This window comes from Streptomyces sp. CY-1, from assembly GCF_047218265.1.
Lineage (GTDB): Bacteria > Actinomycetota > Actinomycetes > Streptomycetales > Streptomycetaceae > Streptomyces > Streptomyces niphimycinicus.
In genome coordinates this window covers 5,444,577-5,465,394 of record NZ_CP178393.1, presented here as the reverse complement: position 1 = coordinate 5,465,394, position 20,818 = coordinate 5,444,577, and the positions used below count along the sequence as shown (strand labels likewise).

Genomic DNA, 20,818 nt, shown 5'->3' with positions numbered 1-20,818 from the left:
GGGCCTTTCACCTCAGGAGATAGGGCATGTTGACCGTGACCGCGCCGGTGGGACAGCGGGCGGCGCACGGGCCGCAGTACCAGCACTCGTCGACGTGCATGAACGCCTTACCGCTGTCGGGGTGGATCGCCAGGGAGTCGAGGGGGCACATGTCCACGCACAGGGTGCAGCCGTCGATGCACTTGGACTCGTCGATCGTCACCGGCACATCGGCACGTTGGGGCGCCAGAGGCATGGCTGTCTCCATAAAGGGCGTGAAGGGGCGAAAGGTGGTCGCGGGGAAGGCGGTCGTCGCGGGGGAGGTGATCGTTCGCGGGGGAGGCGGTCGGGGAGGGCTCAGGCGGCGCGGCGCAACTGGCCGCTCATGGTGATCCGGTCGCCGCGGAACCGGATGAACTCCAGGTCCACCGGGCGGCCATCGCACAGATGGGTGAGCCGCTCCAGCATCAGGACCGCCGCACCGCGCGGGGCCTGTAGAACGGCGGCCGAGTGGGCGTCGGCGTTGACGGCCTCGAGGGTGATCTCGGCGGTGCCCAGGGCCTGTCCGGTGATCTTCTCGATCAGCCGGAAGACATCGGTGTTCTCCAGGTCGGCGCCGATCAGCTCGGCGCCGATGTCCATCGGGAGGTAGGTGAGGTCGAGGGAGAGCGGGAGTCCGCCGAGCCGGCGCAGCCGCTCGACGTAGAGGACATCGGTACGGGCGGGAACGCACAGCCGGTCGGCGACGCAGGCGGGCGCGGGGACGGGGCCGACGGTGCGCACCTCATTGGTCACCCGGCCGTGTTCGTGAAGGGTCTCGGCCAGGCCCATCAGCCGGTCGAGGCCGTGCGGGTACTTCTCCGCGACGACGACCGTGCCCACCCCGGGCTGCCGCTCCACCAGGCGCTCGGCGCGCAGCAGGTCGAGCGCCTGGCGCACGGTGTTGCGGGAGGCGCCGTAGTCCTGGCCGAGCGCGTCCTCCAGGGGGAGTACACCGCTGGGGAAGCCGCCGGTGAGGACCTGGTGGCGGAGGAGATCGGCGAGCTGCCGGGCCCGGTCGGCGCGGAGCCGCCGGCGGCGCGCGGCGGCGACCGGCGGGGCGTGCTCGCGGGGGCGTTCGGCTGGCATCGGCCGGCTCCGGGGTTGCTGGTCGGCGGGGTCGTACGGGGACCATACCGACGGGGCCGGGCCGATGGTGTTGCCGAAGTGTTGCGCCACCTGACGGCGGCTTTCGTACCGCCGCCGCCTGCGGTTTCGCCGTCGCGGCGGCAAGATCTGCCACTGTGCGCGGCGGGCCCCCGGCGCGGTGGCGCACCAGGGGCCCGGGGCGCCGGACGGGGCCGGCGCCGTGGTTCAGCCGGTCGGGAGGTCGGTCGGGATGGCGCTCGCCAGATCGGTGGGGATGCCGGAGGGGAGCGACGTCGGCAGGCCCGAGGGAAGGTCGCTGGGCGAGGTCGCCTTGACGAAGGTGTCGTTCTTGGCGAGCGCGTCCCAGTCGACCGTGAGGGTCTTGCCGTCCGCGCCCAGGCTGACCTTGCCCGCGCTGCGATCGGTGTTGCCGTCGGCGCACTTGAGCATGAGCATCTTCCCGCCCATGTCGGCGTATTCGCCGTTGCAGATGTGCTTGCCGGCCATCAGGACGGCCTGCTTGCCGCTGATGGACAGGATGACGGCCTCGTCACCGGACTTCGCCACATAGGTGCCGGAGACCTTCGCGTCCGCGCCCCCCTCCGCCGGGGCGCTCGACGCGGAGGAGGGGTCCTTGGAGGTGTCCTTCTTGTCGTCGCCTCCGTCACTGCCACATGCGGTCAGTAGCAGGGCGGCCGCCGCCACCGTGCCGACGATGCCCACTGCCTTGTTCACGTGTCTCTCCTCGATCGTCAGGGCGGGAGCACGACAAATTAGCAGCCGGGTCAGGGCGTGGCCGGGACGACCTGGCCGGTCACCTCGCCCAGGCCGATACGGACCCCCTGCGGGCCCGGCGCCCAGGCCGTGATGGTCACTTCGTCACCGTCCTCCAGGAACGTCCGGGTGGCGTCGGGGAGACGCAGGGGCCGGCGGCCGCCCCAGGTGAGTTCGAGGAGACAGCCGAGCTCGTCCGGGCGCGGACCGCTGACCGTGCCGGAGGCGAAGACGTCGCCGGTGCGCAGCGAGGCGCCGTTGACCGTCAGATGCGCGAGCTGCTGGGCCGCGGTCCAGTACATGGCGGAGAAGGGCGGGCGGGAGACCGTGTGGCCGTTGAGGGCGACCTCGAGGCGCAGATCGAGCCCGCCGGGCTCGGCGGCGCTGTCGTCCAGGTAGGGGAGGAGCGGGACGTCGCGGATGGGCGGGCTGGTACGGGCCGCGGTGAGGGCCTCCAGCGGGGTGACCCACGCGGCGAGGGAGGTGGCGAAGGACTTGCCGAGGAACGGGCCGAGCGGGCGGTACTCCCATGCCTGGATGTCGCGTGCGGACCAGTCGTTGAGCAGACAGACGCCGAAGACGTGGTCGTGGAACCCGGCGAGGGGCACCGGTGTATTAACAGTGGAAGGGGCGCCGACGACGAAGGCCACCTCCGCTTCGAAGTCGAGGCGCAGGGAGGGGCCGAAGACCGGAGTGGGGGAGGAAGCGTGTGGTGCGGAGGTATCGGCCGGGGGCAGACGCTGGCCCTGCGGGCGGACGATGGGCGTGCCCGAGACGAGGAGGGTGCCGGCCCGGCCGTGGTAGCCGATCGGCATGTGCTTCCAGTTGGGGGTGAGCGCGTCGCCGTCGGGGCGGAAGACCTTGCCCGCGTTGGTGGCGTGGTGCTCGCTCGCAAAGAAGTCGGCGTAGTCGGCCACCTCGAAGGGGAGATGGAGCGCCACGGTGGGGAGGGGGTGCATCAGCGGCTCGATGGTCGACCGGTGGGCCGGGTCGGTGAGCCAGTCGAGCACCTCGGCGCGGACGGCCTGCCAGACCGGGCGGCCCGCGGCCATCAGCGGGTTGAGGGTGTCGGCGCCCAGTTGCTCGGCGTGCGGAGAGGCGGCGGCAGCAGCGGCGGCGCCGGCGTCCAGCACATGGTTTCCGTAGCGCACCCCGATTTTCCGCAGATGCGGAGCGTGCGGCGTGGTGAAGACGCCATAGGGGAGGTTGTGCGGGCCGAAGGGGTCTCCTTCGGGCAGGTCCAGCGGGGATCGCTGCGGCATCGGGGCTGCCTCGCCTTCTCCTGGTCACTGCTGGGGGTGCAGCACACCCTAAGGCGAGGGGAGTGCGGGGAAGGAAGGTGGCACCGTGTCGGCTACCCCCTAAAGAGATGGCAATGTCCGGAAAGTCCTTGCTGGAGGCGGCGATTCCGAAGTAGCGTCCATTCTCGGGGTCACGCACAGTGGGGGGGCCACTGCGCTGCGGTGACCAAGGGGGGCTCGTGGCGAGCAGTGCCGTGCCGTTCGCGGTGGACCGTTCCGTACCCGCTCTGGTCGTGAAGATCGGCCACTATCCGCTGCATCACGGTGGCGTCGGCGCCATCCGGTCCCTGGGGCGTCTCGGTGTCCCCATGTACGCGGTCACCGAGGACCGCTGGACCCCGGCGGCGCTCTCGCGCTATCTGGCGAGGGCCTTCATCTGGCCGACCACCGGCAGCGAGCGGCCGGAGCGGCTGGTGGAGGGGCTGCTGCGGATGGGGCGGGCGATCGGCCGGCCGACGGTTCTGCTGCCGACGGACGAGGAAGCGGCGGTGCTGATCGCCGAGCACGCGGATCGGCTCGCCGGGGAGGGCGGCTTCCTCTTCCCGCGCGCCGAGCCCGAGTTGCCCAGGCGGCTGGCGAGCAAGCGGGGGCTGCATGAGCTGTGCGTCAAGCACGGGGTGCCCACGCCAGAGGCCGCCTTCCCGGACACCTACGCCGACGTCAAGGCGTTCGCGGCGAGCGCGCGGTTTCCGGTGGTCGCCAAGAACCGGGAGGCGTTCGAGCGGCGGAAGAAGCCCGCGGTGGGCGGCACCACCCGGATCGAGGGCCCGCGGGAGCTGATGGAGCTGGCGCGGCGGTGGGGGCCGCGGCCCGGGGTGGTCCTCCAGGAGTATCTGCCGCGCGAGGACGCCGAGGACTGGATCGTGCATGGGTACTTCGACTCCCGGAGCACACCGCTGGCGATGTTCACCGGGGTCGAGGTGCGGTCCTGGCCGCCGCACGCGGGGATGACGGCATGCGCCTATGCCGTGGCGAACGAGGAGCTGGCCCGGATGGCGGCCCAGTTCGTCCAGCGGATCGGCTTCAGCGGCATCGTCGATCTGGACTGGCGCTTCGACCGGCGCGACGGACGGTACAAGCTGCTGGACTTCAATCCGCGGATGGGCGCCCAGTTCCGGCTCTTCGAGAGCGCTGCGGGGATCGATGTCGTGCGGGCCCAGCATCTCGATCTGACGGGGCGCGCGGTCCCCGGGGCCGGGCAGCGGCCGGACCGCCGGTTCACGGTCGAGAACATCGACCTGCCCGCACTGCTCGCCTATCGCCGCAGTGGATACACCACTCCGCACGCCCCGGCCAGGGCGAGCGGGACAGAGCTCGCCTGGGCCGCGCGGGACGACATGAAGCCGTTCTTCACCATGCTGGCCCGCTCGCTGCGGCCCGGCGCTGCCCAGTTGTACCGGCTGTGGCGCGCCAAGTGAACGCTGAACACCGTGGCTGAACACCTTGGGGGATTCATGAACGATCCGGTAGTGGTCATCGGGGCCGGTCCCTACGGTCTGTCGACCGCGGCTCATCTGCGCGCCCGCGGGCTGCCGGTCCGTGTCTTCGGGGATCCGATACCGGTCGCCTCGAACATCGACGCACCCCAGCCGGGCCACACCCTGCTGGACTTCTGCCATGCGATGGGCGGCCCGCGCTATGAGTCGGACTGGGACATCATCCCCGTCGAGACCTTCTCGGCTACGGCCTGTGGTTCCAGGAGCGGCTGGTGCCGGAGCTGGAGCGGGTGCGGGTGGTCTCGGTCGACCGGCGGGGCGGCCGGTTCGAGCTGAAGCTGGACTCGGGGGAGCAGTTCACGGCGCGCGCCGTCGTCGTCGCCAGCGGGCTCAGCGGGCTCGCTCACCTCCCCCATGAGCTGGCCGCCGCCGTACCGGACGGGCCCGCTCCCGGCGGCCCCGTCTCGCACAGTTCGCAACACCGTGACCTGGGGCGCTTCCAGGGGCGTGAGGTGGTGGTCGTCGGGGCCGGGCAGTCGGCGCTGGAGAGCGCGGTGCTGCTGGCCGAGTCGGGCGCCGCCGCCGTGCGGGTGGTGGCCCGCGGCCCGCGCGCGGTCGCCTTCGGCTCCCCGCCGGACCACCAGCCCAGGCTGCGGCCCGAGTCCCCGTTCGGCCGCGCCTGGTCGCTGTACGCGCTGACGTACCACGCCGTGGGCTTCCGGCGGCTGCCCGCACCGACCCGGGAGTACCTGGTGCGCAGGGTGCTTGGGCCCAAGGGTGCCTGGTGGCTGAGGGATCGGTTCGCCGGGCGGGTGCGGGTCACCCAGGGGCGCCGGATCAGCCGGGTCACGGTGCGGGCCGACGGCCGACCGATGGTCGGCCTGCACGGGGGCGGCCGGGTCGGTGAGCTGGCCGCCGACCATGTGATGGCCGCGACGGGCTACCGGATGAGCGTCGCCGCGCTGGACTTCCTGGGGCCCGGGCTCCGCTCCGAGTTGGTCACCGGCGCCGGCGGCCCCTGGCTCGACGCCGGATACGGCTCCTCGGTCCCCGGGCTGTACTTCACCGGCCTGCCCGCGGCGGCGAGCTTCGGCCCGGTGATGCGGTTCGTCTGCGGCACGGAGTACGCGTCGCCCCGCCTGGCGAAGGCGGTGGCCACCACCCACGGATAAGCGCCCACCGACCCCCCGGCCATCGGCCTGCCCCGGCCATCGGCCTGCCCCGGCCATCGGTCTGCTCCGGCTATCGGTCTGCTCCGGCTATCGGCCCGCCTCGGTCATCGGCCCGCCCGGCCGATGGCCGCCTTGGCTGACGGCTGCCCAGGCCCCGGTCGCCCCGGGGCCTCTGGCCCGCCCCGGTCGATGGCCTGCCCGGGCCTCTGGCCGTCCCGGCCGATGATCCGTCCCGGCCGATGGTCCGCCATGGCCCCTGGCCTGCCCTGGCCGATGCCCGTCCCGGTCGATGGCCTGCCCTGGCCCCTGGCCCGTCCAGGCTGATGGCCGTTCCCGGCCCGTGGGCTGCCCCGGCCCGTGGGCTGCCCCGGCCCGTGGCGGCGTTGGTCGACCGGGCGGGGGTCGGGACGGCTGACCGCCCATTGACCGGGCCCGTTGACCAGTCGGCGGGCCGAGCCCCGTTGACCGGTCGGCAGGTCGGGCCCGGTCGACCCGTTGGCGGGTCGGGTTGGCAGGCGGCCGTGCCCGGGTCGGTTGACCGGTCGGTGGGTCGGGTTGGCTGATCGGTCGGCGGGTCGGGCTGGTCGACGTGTGGGGGGCCGGGGGATGAATGATCTGCTGCGATCGCGGTACTGCGATGTGAAGTAGCCGGTTCGGGAGAGAACGGTGAGAGGCGCACAAGGCGGGAAGGCGCCCACAGTGATCGATACCCGACCGGATACGCTGCCTGTTGGTGGAGGCAGCGACACAGCGACATTCGCGTCATTCGTAGGCAGACAGGAGTACCCCGTGAGCTTCGTCGGGCCCTTGGGGCTGAGCGTGCGGGACCGGACTCTGGAAGCCGACACCCAGGCCGGGCTGACGGCGGTCGAAGAGGGCCTGCTGGAGGCCACCAAGAGCGAAGTGCCCTTCATCACCGAGGCCGCCCAGCATCTGGTGCGGGCCGGTGGGAAGCGGTTCCGGCCCCTGCTGGTGCTGCTGGCCGCGCAGTTCGGCGATCCCCACGCACCCGGAGTGGTGCCCTCGGCCGTGGTCGTCGAGCTCACCCATCTGGCGACGCTGTACCACGACGATGTGATGGACGAGGCGGAGGTGCGGCGTGGCGTCTCCAGCGCCAACGTCCGCTGGGGCAACTCGGTGGCGGTCCTCACCGGCGACTTCCTCTTCGCCCGGGCCTCGCACATCCTGGCCGATCTCGGCCCGGAGGCGGTGCGGATCCAGGCCGAGGCGTTCGAGCGGCTGGTCACCGGCCAGATCCTGGAGACGGCGGGCCCCCGCGACGGCCGTGACCCGGTCGACCACTATCTGGATGTGCTGGCCGGTAAGACGGGCTCGCTGATCGCCGTTTCCGGCCGGTTCGGCGCGATGATGTCGGGCGCCGACGAGGCCATCGTCAGCATCCTCACCCAGTACGGCGAGCGGCTCGGCATGGCCTTCCAGCTCGCCGACGACGTGCTGGACATCGCCAGCGACAGCCATGAGTCCGGCAAGACCCCCGGCACCGATCTGCGCGAGGGCGTTGCCACCCTGCCCGTGCTCTATGTGCGGGAGCGGGCCGAGGCGACCGGTTCGGCCGAGGACCGCGAGCTGTGCGAGCTGCTCGCGGGCGATCTCACGGATGACGCACGCCATGCCGAGGTGCTGCGGCGGCTGCGCGCCCATCCGGCGCTGGAGCAGGCCCGCCGGGTCACGGTCCGTTACGCGGCGGAGGCCCGTTCGATGTTGGCGCCGCTGCCCGAGGGTCCGGCGAAGGTGGCTCTTGAGGGGCTGTGCGACGCGGTGGTCCACCGGGCCGGCTGACGCCGCCCACCCAGCGCCCCGCCCAGCCCCCGCTCACCGGTCGGCCGACGTCCCGCCCGGCGTCCGTTCCCGCTCCCACCACCAGCCGACCCTGACTCCCGGGGGAGCGGTGTCATCCCCGAGCAGTACACCTAGGTGATCCTGCGGGCTGACGCGCCACGTCACACGATTTGGTGGGATGAAAAGACCACCACATGGCGGGATCGGGTGACAATGGCCCGAGAGGGTGGACGAGTGCAAGCTGACGAACCGCCGCCGACGACGGAGGTAGAGCACATATGGCACGGATCCGACCGACACAGGTCGCCGACGACGGCTTCTGGGATGACGAGCGGCCATCCCGGGGGAAGAAGGCCGCCCGGTACGCCGCCCCGGTCGCGGTCGCGGGCATCGCGGCGGCGACGATAGGGCTGGTCCCGGCGCTGGCCAGCACCGGTGACCCCGACCTGCCGAAGATCTCGGCAAAAGAGCTGATCAGCAAGATGGCGGCATCGGACGCCCAGCAGATGTCCGGTTCGGTGAAGATCACCACCGATCTGGGCATCCCCTCGCTCCCCGGCGGCGGCTCCCTCGCCGACCTCGGCGGGGCGCAGGGCGGCGAGGCGTCCGCCTCGCCCGACTCCCGGCTGATGGAGCTGGTCTCCGGCTCCCACACCCTGCGGGTGGCCACCGATGGCCCCGACAAGCAGCGGGTGTCGATCGTCGAGAACGCCGCCGAGTACAGCATGATCCACAACGGCGACGAGATCTGGGCGTACGACAGCGGGAGCAACTCCGCCTACCACGCCACCGCCCCCAAGGAGGCGAAGGCCAAGGGCGGCCACCGGCACGAGCTGCCGAAGGACCTGCGGGGCGCCACGCCCCAGGAGATCGCCAAGACCGTGCTCACATCCGTGGACAACACCACGGATGTGACGGTCGACGGCACCTCCCGGGTCGCCGGACGGGACGCCTACGACCTGCTGATCAAGCCCAAGGCGGACAGCCACTCCACGATCGGATCCGTCCGTATCGCGGTGGACGCGGACAACGGGGTCCCGCTGAAGTTCACGCTCTCCCCGAAGAGCGGCGGCAAGGCGGCCATCGACGTCGGCTACACCAAGGTCGACTTCGGCAAGCCCAAGGCCAGCACCTTCGACTTCACCCCGCCCAAGGGCGCCAAGGTCACCGAGGAGCCCAAGGCCGACCGGCCCGAGGCCAAGGACTTCGGCGGCAAGGACTTCGGCTCCAAGGACTTCGGCGGCAAGGACTTCAAGGACGCCCAGGGTGCCCTGTCCGGGCTGAAGGTCGTCGGTAAGGGCTGGGACTCGATCGCCCGGCTCGACACCCCCGGCGGCGCGGCGTCCACGAACCCCGGCGGCGACAGCGGGCCGGGTGCCGCGTCCGGACTCCTCGGCGGTTTCGGCAAGGAGGTCAAGGGCGACTTCGGTTCCGGCACGGTGGTCAGCACCCGTCTGGTCAACGCGCTGCTGACCAACGACGGCAAGGTGTTCGTCGGCGCGGTCGACAAGGACGCCCTGGTCAAGGCCGCCAACGCGGCCAAGTGAGGCGCGGCGCGCACGGCGTAGAACACGACGCATGACGAAGGGGAGCCCGTGGAGCAGCGGTCCACCGAGGGGGACGACGCCGCGGTGAAGACCCGCGGGCTCACCAAGCGCTACCGGGGCGGACAGCTCGCGGTCGACGCACTCGACCTGTCCGTGCCGCGTGGCAGCGTCTTCGGCTTCCTCGGGCCCAACGGCTCGGGGAAGACGACGACGATCCGCATGCTCATGGGCCTGATCGAGCCCACCTCGGGCCGGGCCAGACTGCTCGGCGAGCCCATGCCGCGGGCCGCCCGGAGCGTGCTGCCCAGGGTGGGCGCCCTCATCGAGGGGCCCGCCCTCTACCCCTTTCTGACCGGCCGCGACAATCTGCTGCGCTTCGACGCCGCCGACCCCACGGCCGACCCGCGCACCCGCGTGCCCCGTGTCGAGGCCGCCCTGGACCGGGTCGGGCTGGCCGCGGCGGCTGGGAAGAAGGCGCGCGCCTACTCGCTCGGCATGAAGCAGCGTCTGGGCCTGGCCGCGGCGCTGCTCCAGCCGCGTGAGCTGCTGGTCCTGGACGAGCCGACCAACGGCCTCGATCCGCAGGGCATGCGCGAGATCCGTTCCCTGGTACGCGAACTGGCCGAGGAGGGCACCACCGTCTTCCTCTCCTCGCATCTCCTCGACGAGATCGAACAGGTGTGCACGCATGCCGCCGTGATGGCCCAGGGCCGTCTGATCGCCCAGGGCACGGTGGCCGAGCTGGCGGCGGGCAGCCGGGGCAGGCTGGTCGTCACCACCCCGGACCCGGCGGACGCGGTCCGGATCCTGAAGGAGCACGGCGTGACGGATCTGGTGATCCTGGACGAGCGGGTCTCCGGCGAGCTGCCGGTGCCCGGCCCCGGCGCGGACGACGCACCGCTGGAGCTGGCCGATCTCAACGCCGCCCTCGTCCGCGCCGGGGTGCGGGTCCGGGCCTTCGGGGCCGAGCGCGCCTCGCTCGAGGACGCCTTTGTCGCGCTGACCGGGGAGGGCTTCGATGTCGCGGGCTGAGGAACTGGGCCCGCGGGCCGAGCGAGCAGGAACGGTTGACCTCGGCGCACCGGCCACCCACGCGGGCGAGAGAACGGGCGACAGAGCCCCGAACGCGCCCCGCCCGAACCCCCTCTGGGCCCTGGCGCTCTTCCGCTCCGAGCTGACCACCACCCTCCGCCGCTGGCGGACCCTGGCCCTGCTCGGAGTGCTCGCGCTGATCCCGATCCTCATCGGCGCCGCCGTGAAGATCGAGACGAGCGACGGCGGCAGCCTCGGCGGCGGCCGTGGCGCGGACGGGCAGGGCCCCGCCTTCTTCTCCCAGATCACCAACAACGGGATCTTCCTGGTCTTCGCGTCACTGGCGGCGACGCTGCCCGTCTTCCTGCCGATGGTGATCGGCGTGATCACTGGTGACGCCATCGCCGGTGAGGCGGGCGCCGGAACGCTGCGCTATCTGCTGGTCGCCCCCGCCGGGCGGACCCGTCTGCTGCTGGCCAAATTCACCACGTCCATGGCGTTCTGCCTGATCGCGACCCTGATCGTGGCGCTCTCGGGCCTGGTGACGGGGGCGCTGCTGTTCCCGCTCGGCGATGTCACGCTGATCTCGGGCATCACCGTCTCGTTCGAGGAAGCGCTGCTCCGGGCCCTCGGCGTGGCGGCCCTGGTGGCCCTGTCGCTGGTGGGGATCGCGACGGTGGGGCTGTTCATCTCCACCCTCACCAACAGCGGGATCGCGGCCATGGCCACGACCGTGGGGCTGGTGGTCACCGCGCAGATCCTCGACAGCATCCCGCAACTGCACGCGATCCACCCGTATCTCTTCCCGCACTACTGGCTCAGCTTCGCCGATCTCCTGCGCGAGCCGGTCTACTGGGACGAGCTGGTCAAGAATCTGGGACTGCAAGGGCTGTACGTCGCCGTGTTCGGCTCGGCGGCCTGGGCCCGGTTCACCGCGAAGGACATCACGGCCTGAGCCGGTTGGGGCCGGACATCCAGCCGAAGATCCAGCCGGACACCGAGCCGAGCATCGAGCCGAACACGGCACGTCAGCCGGGATCAGGCGCCGCCGAGCGTCCAGACCGCGTATGCGATGGCATCGCTGTTGCGGTCCAGGGCGGTGTCGTTGATGTTGCTGATGGTGTCGCAGGAGCGGTGGTAGCAACTGTCGAACGCCCGGCCGGAGGTGCCGCCCCACTTCTGGGCCTGGGCGGAGGTCTTGATGTAGTCGGCGCCGCTGAAGAGGCCACCCACCGGGATGCCCACGTTCTTGAACGGCGCGTGGTCGGAGCGGCCGTCGCCCTCGGTCTCGATCTCGGTGGGAACGCCCTTGGCGGAGAAGAACGCCTTGAACACCGACTCGATCCCGGGGTCGTCGTCATAGACGAAGTAGCCGGGGTTGGGCGAGCCGATCATGTCGAAGTTGAGATAGCCGTCGATCTTCGCCCGTTCGGATGACGGCAGGTTGTTGACGTAGTAGCGGGAGCCGACCATCCCCAGCTCCTCGGCGCCCCACCAGGCGAACCGCAGATGCTTGGTGGGCTTCGCCCCCTGGCGGGCGACGGTGAGCGCGGTCTCCAGGATTCCGGCGGAGCCCGAGCCGTTGTCGTTGATCCCGGGGCCCGCGGTGACCGAGTCGAGATGGGCGCCGGAGAACACCACGTTGTTGGTGTCGCCGCCGGGCCAGTCGGCGATGAGGTTGTAGCCGGTGGAACCGCTGGAGGTGAACTGCTGCACGGTGGTGGTGAATCCGGCGGCGTCCAGCTTGCCCTTGATGTAGTCGAGCGACGCCTTGTAGCCGGGGCGGCCATGGGCGCGGTTGCCGCCGTTGGCGGTGGCGATCGACTGGAGCTGGGTCAGATGGGCCTTCACATTGGCCACGGAGATGTCCGGCACCGCGAGGGCGGTACGGGCGTCCGCCGCGGGCCGGGCCGATGCGGCGGCAGCGGCGGAGGTGGCCGGGGCGGCCGAGACCAGGGCGGCGACGGCCGTACCGGCGGCGGCCATGGCGGCCGTCCGGCGTATCAGGGATCTTCGGGGGCGGCGCTCAGCACATGACGACATGGGGGGCTCCGGTTCCGAACGGTGACAGGACGGAATGACGTGACGCTGTGTGGTGCACGTGCCCGTGGGGGCGATGGAGCGGTGAAACCTGCGGTGCGGTGAACCTGCGGTTCGGTGAAGCGGCGATGACGCGAGGCTGATGCTCCGGGTGTGGCTGACTCCGCGTCAAGGGCGGGAACCGGACATCAGCCGCCGGATATCGATCCCGGCCGGGCATCGGGCACGGCGACATCCGGTACAGCGGCATCCGCTGTGGCCACATCCGAGATGACGGTCTCCGGAACGAGACCGGCCTCCGGAACGACACCGCCCTCCACTGTCGCCGACAGCGCGGCCGCCCGCGCGGTGGCGTCTGCCAGCTCGCGCCGCGCCCGCCGCGCGGTGCGCAGCGCGTCCCAGGTGAGCAGCGCGAGGGCGAGCCAGACGAGGGAGAAGCCTGCCCACCGTTCGGGTGGCATCGTCTCGTGGAAGACGGTGATGCCGAGGGCGAACTGGAAGGTCGGCGCCACGTACTGGAGCATCCCGATCGTCGACAGCGGCAGCCGCACCGCCGAGGCCCCGAAGCAGATGAGCGGCAGCGCCGTGACGAAGCCACAGCTCGCCAGCAGCGCCGCATGTCCGGCGCCCTCGCTCGCGAACGTGCTGTCGCCGCGCGCCCCGAGCCAGATCAGGAAGCCCAGCGCGGGCAGGAACTGTACGGCGGTCTCGGCGGCCAGCGACTCCAGCCCGTCCAGCCCCACCCGCTTCTTGGCCAGGCTGTACGTCGCGAAGCTGAAGGCGAGCGTGAGCGCGATCCACGGCAGCTTGCCGTAACCCACCGCCAGCACGGCCACGGCCACCGCCCCCACGCCGACCGCCGCCCACTGCGCGGGCCGCAGCCGCTCACGCAGCAGCAGTACCCCGAAGGCGATGCTGACCAGCGGGTTGATGAAGTATCCGAGCGCGGCCTCCACCACATGGCCGCTGTTGACGCCCCAGATGTACAGGCCCCAGTTGATCGAGATCACGGTCGCGGCGAGCGCGATCATGCCCAGCCGTCGGGGCTCCCGCAGCAGCGGCCGTATCCAGCTCCAGCGGCGCAGCGCCAGCAGCACAAGACCGACGGCCGCCAGCGACCACACCATCCGGTGGGCGAGGATCTCCACCGCGCCGGCGGGCTCCAGCAGCGGCCAGAAGAGCGGCACCAGCCCCCAGAAGGCGTATGCCGCGAAGCCGTAGAGGAGACCGGCGCGATCGGCGCGGTCCTGCTGGTCCTGCGGCGTCACGGCACCCTCCCCGACGGCATGGCGAGCCCAGGGCGGGCCCGTTCCGAGGGTCCGAAGGTAGCGCTGGTGAGGCCCGCCTGTCATTCCCGTATCGCATGACGGTCATGACAGGTCGGCCGGCGGTCATGACGGGTCGGCCGGCGGTGATGACAGGCGGGCCGTGGTGCGTACGGGGCGGGTCAGCCCTTCAGCGCGGCCGCGACCGAGTCCGCGATGGGCGTGGTCGGGCGGCCGATGAGCCGGGACAGATCGCCCGGGGTGGCGGCCAGCCGGCCGCGCTCGATGGCCGTCTCGACATCGGAGAGGATCGCGGCGAGCGGCTCGGGGACGCCCGCGCCGGTGAGGATGGCCTGGTACTCCGCCGCGGGGACGGCGCCGTAGACGATCTCCTTGCCGGTCTGCCCCGCGACCACCTCGGCGTACTCGGCGAAGCTCCAGGCGGTGTCGCCGGACAGCTCGTACGCCTTGCCCTCGTGGCCCTCACCGGTCAGCACGGCGACGGCGGCCGCGGCGTAGTCGGCGCGCGAGGCGGAGGCGACCCGGCCCTCGCCCGCGGCGCCCACGACGGCGCCGTGTTCCAGGACCGGGGCGAGGTTCTCGGTGTAGTTCTCGTTGTACCAGCCGTTGCGCAGCAGGGTGTACGGCAGACCGGAGTCGGTGATCGCCTTCTCGGTGACCTGGTGCTCCTCGGCCAGGGTGTAGTCGGCGGCGGGACCGCCCAGGATGCTGGTGTAGGCGAGCAGCGCGACACCGGCCTCCTTGGCGGCGTCAATGACCGCCTGGTGCTGCGGACCGCGCTGCCCGACCTCGCTGCCGGAGATCAGCAGCACCTTGTCGCCCGCGGCGAAGGCACCGGCCAGCGTCTCGGGCCGGTTGTAATCGGCCTCATGCAGCCGTACCCCGCGGTCGGCGAATTCGGCGGCCTTCGCGGTGTCGCGCACGACCGCGGTGATCTGGTCGGCGGGAACCTTCTCCAGCAGCCCCTCGACGACGAGACGGCCGAGGTGGCCGGTGGCTCCGGTGACGACAATGCTCATGGGTGTGACTCTCTCCTGTTGGGCCGGTTCGGGGTCGGCACGCCTACCTTATGGGAAGCGCTAACCAAAAGAAAGGTACTTCCGGTTAAGTAAGTGTGTTCATCCGGAGCCGGGTCCGGAAACTGGAACCGGAAACCGCGTCACTCCGTGGCCTCGCTCTCCCGCGCCGCGACGCTGACCGCGAACGGCAGGATCGTCACCGCGACACCCGGCAGATGCTCCAGCACCTTCGCCAGCGACTCCGCCGTCCCCCGGTGCAGCAGCTTGCCCAGCGGTGAGGTGTAGGTGCGGCGCGGCACCAGCAGGGTCAGCGCGGTCTGCCCGTCCTCGGTGGTACGGGCCGCCAGCTCCATCACCGCATGGCGCAGCCGCCGGTCCGGGCAGGCCACCACCTCCAGCGCCACCGTCACCCCCGCCGTCGCCTCCCACCGTGCCATCAGCCGGCGGGCGTGGCTCTCGTCCACCATGAAGTGCACCGCGCGGACCTCGTCGGGCCGCAGCTCATGGGCGTAGCGCAGCGCCTTGACCGTCGCGAGGTCGATGGTGTCCGCCAGGACGAAGACGACATGGCGCCGCCAGCGCGGGACGTCGTCCCCCGGGCGCTCCACCGCCTCCAGGGCGGCCGCCTCCGCGCGGTACTCGCGGTTGATCCGGATCAGCGCCCAGACCCCCAGCGGGAAGACCACCACGACCAGCCAGGCGCCCTCGGTGAACTTGGTGATCCCGAAGATCAGCACCACGGCGGCGGAGACGGCCGCGGTGGTGAGGTTGACCGCGACCTTCCAGCCCCGGCCCGGCTCCCGGCGCCGCAGGTGATAGGCGGTCAGCCCGGCACCGGCCATGGTGAAGGCGGTGAACACCCCGATCGCGTACAGCGCCACCAGCCGGTCCACATTGGCCCCGGTGACCACCAGCAGCGCCAGCGCCACCACGGCCAGCGCGATGATCCCGTTGGAGAAGGCCAGCCGGTGGCCGCGCCGGGTGAGCTGCCGGGGCAGAAAGCGGTCCTCGGCCACGAAGCTGGCCAGGAAGGGGAAGCCGGTGAACGGCGTGTTGGCGCCGGTGTAGAGGATGAGCGCGGTCGCCAGTTGGACGAACGCCAGCCCCAGGGCGCCCACCACCCCGTCGCCGAAGACCAGATGGGCCTCCTGCGCGAGGACGGTCGGGGTGCCGTCCCGGTACGGGATGGCGTGGGTGAAGTGGGCGAGGGCGGAGACCCCGAGGACCAGCGTGCCCAGGATGCAGCTCATCGTGATCAGCGTGCGGCGGGCGTTGTGGCCCTTGGGATCGCGGAAGACCGAGACGCTGTTGGAGATCGCCTCCAGACCGGTCAGCGAGGAGCCGCCGTTGGCGAACGAGCGCAGCACGATGAAGAGCGAGGCGCCGTAGAGCCAGCCGCTGCCCGAGGTGCCGAGGGGCACGGCGCCCGCGGCGTGCACATCGGCGTGCGGAAGCCGCCCGGTGAGCCCGCGGACCACGCCGACGACCAGCATCAGGCCGACGGCGACGATGAACAGATAGGCGGGCACCATGAAGACCCGCCCGGCCTCGCGCAGTCCGCGCAGATTGCCGTAGGCGAGGATCAGGATCACCAGGGCGCTGAGGGGCAGTTGGAGATGGTCGATACCGGTCCAGGTGCCGCCGACGAGATGGGCGAACGAGATGATCGCGTTGGTGCCCGCCGAGACCTGGACCGCGACGGTGACGATGTAGTCCACCAGCAGTGCCACGGAGGCGATCTGGGCGATGTCCGGGCCGAAGTTCTCCCGCGCCACCACATAGGAGCCGCCCGCCCGGGTGTAGATCATCACCACATCGCTGTAGCAGAGCGTGACCAGCAGCAGCACCAGCAGAATCGCCCCGGTCACCGGGAGGATCAGGGAGAACGCCGCGACCCCGATGACCGGCACCAGCACCCGCAGCATCTCCTCGCTGCCGTACGCCGTCGACGAGATGCAGTCGGAGGCCAGCACGCCCAGGGCGGCCGGGTTGCCCAGCTTCTCGCGCCGGATCCGCTCGGTGACCAGGGGCGGGCCGAGCAGCAGCCGCTTGAGGCGGTAGGCGGGGCGGTCGGGGGGCTGGATGGGGGCGGCGGGGTCGGCCATGCGGACAGCAGAGCGGGTACCCGGCCGGGGCGTGGTCAGACGCTCCGGCCGGGCACCCGCCTGTGCCCGGATGTACGAATGTGCCCGCCGCCGTACGAAGGTGCCTGCCGACCGTACGAAGGCGCCCGCCGACTGTACGAAGCTGCCCGTCGGCGGGGCGGGGCGGGTGCCCGTCGGCGGGGCGGGGCCCGCTGGGGTCAGCCCACGACGGTCCAGGTGTCGCCGCCCGCGAGCAGCGCGCCGAGGTCGCCCTTGCCCTTCAGCTCCACGGCGTTGTCGAGCTGGTGGGACATCAGGGTGTCGTAGACCGGCCGGTCCACATCGCGCAGCACCCCGATGGGGGTGTGGTGGAGCGTATCGGCGTCGGCGAGCCGGGTCAGCGCGAACGCGGTGGTGGGCGAGGTGGCGTGGGCGTCGTGCACCAGCACCTGGTGCTCGTTCTCGGCGGTGACGGTGACCACTTCGAGGTCGCCGGTGTTCTGGTCGCGGATGACACCCTTGGCCTGGTCGACGCCGAAGCGGATCGGCTGCCCGTGCTCCAGCCGGATCACCGCCTCCTGGGCCTGCTCCTTGTCCTTCAGGGCCTCGAAGGCGCCGTCGTTGAAGATATTGCAGTTCTGGTAGATCTCCACCAGCGCGGTGCCCGGATGGGCCGCCGCCTGCCGCAGCACCTCGGTCAGGTGCTTGCGGTCGGAGTCGATGGTGCGGGCCACGAAGCCCGCCTCGGCGCCGAGCGCGAGCGACAGCGGGTTGAACGGCGCGTCCAGGGAGCCCATCGGGGTCGACTTGGTGATCTTGCCGACCTCGGAGGTGGGGCTGTACTGCCCCTTGGTCAGGCCGTAGATGCGGTTGTTGAAGAGCAGGATCTTCAGGTTCACATTGCGGCGCAGCGCGTGGATCAGGTGGTTGCCGCCGATGGACAGCGCGTCGCCGTCACCGGTGACGACCCACACCGACAGATCCTGTCGCGAGGCGGCCAGACCGGTGGCGATGGCCGGGGCGCGGCCATGGATGGAGTGCATCCCGTAGGTGTTCATGTAGTACGGGAAGCGCGAGGAGCAGCCGATGCCGGAGACGAAGACGATGTTCTCCTTCGCCAGGCCCAGTTCGGGCATGAAGCCCTGGACGGCGGCGAGGATCGCGTAGTCACCGCAGCCGGGGCACCAGCGGACCTCCTGGTCGGACTTGAAGTCCTTCATCGTCTGCTTGGTGTCGCTCTTGGGCACCAGGGAGAGCGCGCTTCGAGCCGATGCCGCGCCCTCGGCGAGGGTGTCAGTCATCGATGGCCTCCTTGAGGGCGGTGGCGAGCTGTTCGGCCTTGAAGGGCAGCCCGCGGACCTGGGTGAAGGAGCGGGTGTCGACCAGATAGCGGGCGCGCAGCAGTGTCGCGAGCTGACCCAGGTTCATCTCCGGCACCACCACCTTCTGGTAACCCTCCAGCACCTTGCCGAGGTTGGCGGGGAAGGGGTTGAGATGGCGCAGATGGGCCTGGGCGATGCGGTCGCCCGCGGCGCGGACGCGGCGCACCGCGGCGGTGATCGGGCCGTATGTCGAACCCCACCCCAGGACCAGGGTGCGGGCGTCGCCGGTCGGGTCGTCCACCTCGATGTCCGGCACGGTGATGCCGTCCACCTTGGCCTGGCGGATGCGGACCATGTGCTCGTGGTTGGCCGGGTCGTAGGAGATGTTCCCCGAGCCGTCCTGCTTCTCGATGCCGCCGATCCGGTGCTCAAGACCGGGCGTTCCCGGCACGGCCCAGGGGCGGGCCAAGGTCTTGGGGTCGCGCTTGTACGGCCAGAAGACCTCGGTGCCGTCGGCCAGCACATGGTTGGCGCCGGTCGCGAACTGGACGCGGAGGTCGGGCAGCTCGTCGACGTCCGGCACCCGCCAGGGCTCCGAGCCGTTGGCCAGATAGCCGTCCGACAGCAGGAAGACCGGGGTGCGGTAGGTCAGGGCGATCCGGGCGGCGTCGAGCGCGGCGTCGAAGCAGTCGGCCGGGGTCTTCGGGGCCACGATCGGCACCGGGGCCTCGCCGTTGCGCCCGTACATGGCCTGGAGCAGATCGGCCTGCTCGGTCTTGGTGGGCAGCCCGGTGGAGGGGCCGCCGCGCTGGATGTCGATCACCAGCAGCGGCAGCTCCAGCGACACCGCGAGCCCGATGGTCTCCGACTTCAGCGCCACGCCGGGGCCGGAGGTGGTGGTCACGGCGAGGGAGCCGCCGAAGGCCGCGCCCAGCGCGGCGCCGATCCCGGCGATCTCGTCCTCGGCCTGGAAGCTGCGCACACCGAAGTTCTTGTGCTTGGACAGCTCATGCAGGATGTCCGAGGCCGGGGTGATCGGATACGACCCCAGGAACAGCGGCAGATCCGCCTGGCGGGAGGCCGCGATCAGCCCGTACGACAGCGCCAGGTTCCCGGAGATGTTCCGGTAGGTGCCGGTCGGGAAGGCCCGGGTGGCCGGGGCGACCTCGTAGGAGACGGCGAAGTCCTCGGTGGTCTCGCCGAAGTTCCAGCCCGCCCGGAAGGCCGCCACGTTCGCCTCGGCGATCTGCGGCTTCTTCGCGAACTTCTGCCGCAGGAACTTCTCGGTGCCCTCGGTCGGCCGGTGGTACATCCACGACAGCAGCCCGAGCGCGAACATGTTCTTGCTGCGCTCGGCCTCCTTGCGGGACAGGCCGAATTCCTTCAGGGCCTCGATGGTCAGCGTGGTGAGCGGCACCGGGTGGACGTGATAGCCGTCCAGCGAGCCGTCCTCCAGGGGGCTTTGGTCATAGCCGACCTTGGCCATCGGGCGCTTGGTGAACTCGTCGGTGTTGACGATGATTTCCGCCCCGCGCGGCACATCGGGGAGGTTGGCCTTGAGCGCGGCCGGGTTCATCGCCACCAGCACGTTCGGCGCGTCACCTGGTGTGAGGATGTCGTGATCGGCGAAGTGGAGCTGGAAGCTCGACACTCCGGGCAGGGTGCCGGCGGGCGCGCGGATCTCCGCCGGGAAGTTCGGCAGGGTCGAGAGGTCGTTTCCGAACGACGCCGTCTCCGAGGTGAACCGGTCGCCCGTGAGCTGCATACCGTCACCCGAGTCACCCGCGAACCGGATGATCACCCGGTCCAGGCGGCGGACCTCTTTGCCGCCCTCCGCTGTTCGCTGCCCCCCGGCGGGCGTCTGCCCGCCCTGCTGATCGGCTGGTTCGGCCTGCTCGGCCGGGCTACTGACCTGGCTGGTCACTGCTTCGGACCTCCCTTGAGGCGGCGCTCCTGGACAGTCGGTGCCGACCGGTTGTTGTCCCATGACCATCGTACGTCGGTAAGGGTGGCCTTCCTTGGCCGGATCACATGGTGGACGTCCAAAGAAGAACCATATATGTCACGGTTTGGCATGACGTGTCCCATCCCCCGTGCTGTCGTTTCCGCTGATCCCCCGTTCAGCCTTTGGCCCGGCTTTGGCCCGCGGAAGTCTGCTTTCAGGAATTGAGGTACGTGAGCACGGCGAGCACCCGACGGTGATCCCCGTCACTCGGCGACAGGCCCAGCTTCAAGAAGATGTTGCTCACATGCTTCTCGACCGCGCCATCGCTCACCACGAGCTGCCGGGCGATGGCCGAATTCGTACGCCCCTCGGCCATCAGCCCCAGGACCTCCCGCTCCCTCGGGGTGAGCCCGGCCAGCACATCCTGCTTGCGGCTGCGGCCCAGCAACTGGGCGACCACCTCCGGGTCGAGCGCCGTACCGCCCTCGGCGACCCGCACCACCGCGTCCACGAACTCGCGCACCTCGGCCACCCGGTCCTTGAGCAGATAGCCGATGCCCCGGCTGTTCCCGGCCAGCAGCTCCGTGGCGTACTGCTCCTCCACATACTGCGACAGGACCAGCACGCCGAGGCCCGGATGGTCACGGCGGAGCCGGATGGCCGCCCGCACCCCCTCGTCGGTGTGCGTCGGCGGCATCCTTACGTCGGCCACCACCACATCCGGCAGCACGCCCTCGTCGGCCAGCTCCCGCACCGACTTGATCAGCGCTTCCGCGTCCCCGACGCCCGCGACCACCTCATGGCCCCGGTCGGTCAGCAGCCGGGTCAGCCCCTCCCGGAGCAGCACCGAATCCTCGGCGATGACCACCCGTACTCTGTCCGGCACGATGCTCGGCCCCTGATTCACTCGGCCCCCGTTTCGCTTGTTTCCGTGGGGACCAGCATCCCAGGGT

The 20,818-nt window shown here is 71.0% G+C and carries 16 protein-coding genes and 1 pseudogene; 6 read left to right on the top strand and 11 right to left on the bottom strand.

The features are described 5' to 3' along the window. Positions 1-7: 7 nt before the first annotated feature. The 4 genes from ACK1X7_RS23420 to fahA all read right to left on the bottom strand — a co-directional run bounded on the left by ACK1X7_RS23420 (position 8) and on the right by fahA (position 3,143). Entirely contained in the window at positions 8-235 is a 228-nt protein-coding gene (locus ACK1X7_RS23420) for a 4Fe-4S dicluster domain-containing protein (RefSeq protein ID WP_362430974.1), read from the bottom strand. Positions 236-336: 101 nt separating this feature from the next. Further along, on the bottom strand, positions 337-1,107 hold the full coding sequence (locus ACK1X7_RS23415; protein ID WP_390794413.1) for a GntR family transcriptional regulator: 771 nt from the start codon (positions 1,105-1,107) through the stop codon (positions 337-339). 225 nt (positions 1,108-1,332) lie between these two features. Then, on the bottom strand, positions 1,333-1,842 hold the full coding sequence (locus ACK1X7_RS23410; RefSeq protein ID WP_413115599.1) for a hypothetical protein: 510 nt from the start codon (positions 1,840-1,842) through the stop codon (positions 1,333-1,335). Between the two features lie 50 nt (positions 1,843-1,892). After that, entirely contained in the window at positions 1,893-3,143 is a 1,251-nt protein-coding gene (gene fahA, locus ACK1X7_RS23405; protein ID WP_413115598.1) for a fumarylacetoacetase, read from the bottom strand. A gap of 218 nt (positions 3,144-3,361) precedes the next feature. Between fahA and ACK1X7_RS23400 the strand changes: the two genes are divergently transcribed. From ACK1X7_RS23400 to ACK1X7_RS23375, 6 genes and pseudogenes are all read left to right on the top strand, one after another. Further along, on the top strand, positions 3,362-4,600 hold the full coding sequence (locus ACK1X7_RS23400) for an ATP-grasp domain-containing protein (protein WP_413115597.1): 1,239 nt from the start codon (positions 3,362-3,364) through the stop codon (positions 4,598-4,600). Between the two features lie 36 nt (positions 4,601-4,636). After that, a pseudogene (locus ACK1X7_RS23395) lies at positions 4,637-5,790 on the top strand (FAD-dependent oxidoreductase). 789 nt (positions 5,791-6,579) lie between these two features. Next, positions 6,580-7,590 carry a polyprenyl synthetase family protein gene (locus ACK1X7_RS23390; protein WP_390794415.1) on the top strand — a complete coding sequence of 337 codons (1,011 nt, stop codon included), beginning with the start codon at positions 6,580-6,582 and terminating at the stop codon, positions 7,588-7,590. A gap of 278 nt (positions 7,591-7,868) precedes the next feature. Continuing rightward, positions 7,869-9,137 (top strand): LolA family protein, encoded by a 1,269-nt coding sequence (locus tag ACK1X7_RS23385; protein WP_390794416.1) that lies wholly within the window; start codon positions 7,869-7,871, stop codon positions 9,135-9,137. Between the two features lie 48 nt (positions 9,138-9,185). Beyond that, on the top strand, positions 9,186-10,169 hold the full coding sequence (locus ACK1X7_RS23380) for an ABC transporter ATP-binding protein (RefSeq protein ID WP_413115596.1): 984 nt from the start codon (positions 9,186-9,188) through the stop codon (positions 10,167-10,169). Continuing rightward, complete coding sequence (locus ACK1X7_RS23375; protein ID WP_385147535.1) at positions 10,156-11,124, top strand: ABC transporter permease; 969 nt, start codon at positions 10,156-10,158, stop codon at positions 11,122-11,124. The genes ACK1X7_RS23380 and ACK1X7_RS23375 overlap by 14 nt, the downstream gene beginning before the upstream one ends. Before the next feature lie 83 nt (positions 11,125-11,207). Here ACK1X7_RS23375 and ACK1X7_RS23370 read toward each other — a convergent pair whose 3' ends face one another. From ACK1X7_RS23370 to ACK1X7_RS23340, 7 genes are all read right to left on the bottom strand, one after another. Then, positions 11,208-12,155 carry a M28 family metallopeptidase gene (locus tag ACK1X7_RS23370; protein ID WP_385147538.1) on the bottom strand — a complete coding sequence of 316 codons (948 nt, stop codon included), beginning with the start codon at positions 12,153-12,155 and terminating at the stop codon, positions 11,208-11,210. Between the two features lie 242 nt (positions 12,156-12,397). Beyond that, a complete protein-coding gene (rarD, locus tag ACK1X7_RS23365; protein WP_385147541.1) occupies positions 12,398-13,561 on the bottom strand; it encodes an EamA family transporter RarD in 1,164 nt (387 codons plus the stop codon). A gap of 95 nt (positions 13,562-13,656) precedes the next feature. After that, complete coding sequence (locus ACK1X7_RS23360) at positions 13,657-14,514, bottom strand: SDR family oxidoreductase (protein WP_385147544.1); 858 nt, start codon at positions 14,512-14,514, stop codon at positions 13,657-13,659. A 140-nt stretch (positions 14,515-14,654) separates the two neighbouring features. Further along, positions 14,655-16,619 carry an APC family permease gene (locus ACK1X7_RS23355; protein ID WP_385147547.1) on the bottom strand — a complete coding sequence of 655 codons (1,965 nt, stop codon included), beginning with the start codon at positions 16,617-16,619 and terminating at the stop codon, positions 14,655-14,657. Between the two features lie 197 nt (positions 16,620-16,816). Further along, positions 16,817-17,899: a 2-oxoacid:ferredoxin oxidoreductase subunit beta gene (locus ACK1X7_RS23350; protein ID WP_385147550.1), complete on the bottom strand. Its 1,083-nt coding sequence runs from the start codon at positions 17,897-17,899 to the stop codon at positions 16,817-16,819. Continuing rightward, entirely contained in the window at positions 17,892-19,844 is a 1,953-nt protein-coding gene (locus ACK1X7_RS23345; protein WP_390794419.1) for a 2-oxoacid:acceptor oxidoreductase subunit alpha, read from the bottom strand. Before ACK1X7_RS23345 ends, ACK1X7_RS23350 begins: the two co-directional genes overlap by 8 nt. A gap of 235 nt (positions 19,845-20,079) precedes the next feature. Then, positions 20,080-20,751 (bottom strand): response regulator transcription factor, encoded by a 672-nt coding sequence (locus ACK1X7_RS23340; RefSeq protein WP_014054096.1) that lies wholly within the window; start codon positions 20,749-20,751, stop codon positions 20,080-20,082. Between the last annotated feature and the right edge of the window lie 67 nt (positions 20,752-20,818).

Bases quoted from the DNA above. Each gene is read 5' to 3' on its own strand.
- ACK1X7_RS23420 (WP_362430974.1), bottom strand. From the start codon at position 235: ATGCCTCTGGCGCCCCAACGTGCCGATGTGCCGGTGACGATCGACGAG.
- ACK1X7_RS23415 (WP_390794413.1), bottom strand. From the start codon at position 1,107: ATGCCAGCCGAACGCCCCCGCGAGCACGCCCCGCCGGTCGCCGCCGCG.
- fahA (WP_413115598.1), bottom strand. From the start codon at position 3,143: ATGCCGCAGCGATCCCCGCTGGACCTGCCCGAAGGAGACCCCTTCGGC.
- rarD (WP_385147541.1), bottom strand. From the start codon at position 13,561: ATGACAGGCGGGCCTCACCAGCGCTACCTTCGGACCCTCGGAACGGGC.
- ACK1X7_RS23375 (WP_385147535.1), top strand. From the start codon at position 10,156: ATGTCGCGGGCTGAGGAACTGGGCCCGCGGGCCGAGCGAGCAGGAACG.
- ACK1X7_RS23370 (WP_385147538.1), bottom strand. From the start codon at position 12,155: ATGGCCGCCGCCGGTACGGCCGTCGCCGCCCTGGTCTCGGCCGCCCCG.
- ACK1X7_RS23385 (WP_390794416.1), top strand. From the start codon at position 7,869: ATGGCACGGATCCGACCGACACAGGTCGCCGACGACGGCTTCTGGGAT.
- ACK1X7_RS23355 (WP_385147547.1), bottom strand. From the start codon at position 16,619: ATGGCCGACCCCGCCGCCCCCATCCAGCCCCCCGACCGCCCCGCCTAC.
- ACK1X7_RS23360 (WP_385147544.1), bottom strand. From the start codon at position 14,514: ATGAGCATTGTCGTCACCGGAGCCACCGGCCACCTCGGCCGTCTCGTC.
- ACK1X7_RS23350 (WP_385147550.1), bottom strand. From the start codon at position 17,899: ATGACTGACACCCTCGCCGAGGGCGCGGCATCGGCTCGAAGCGCGCTC.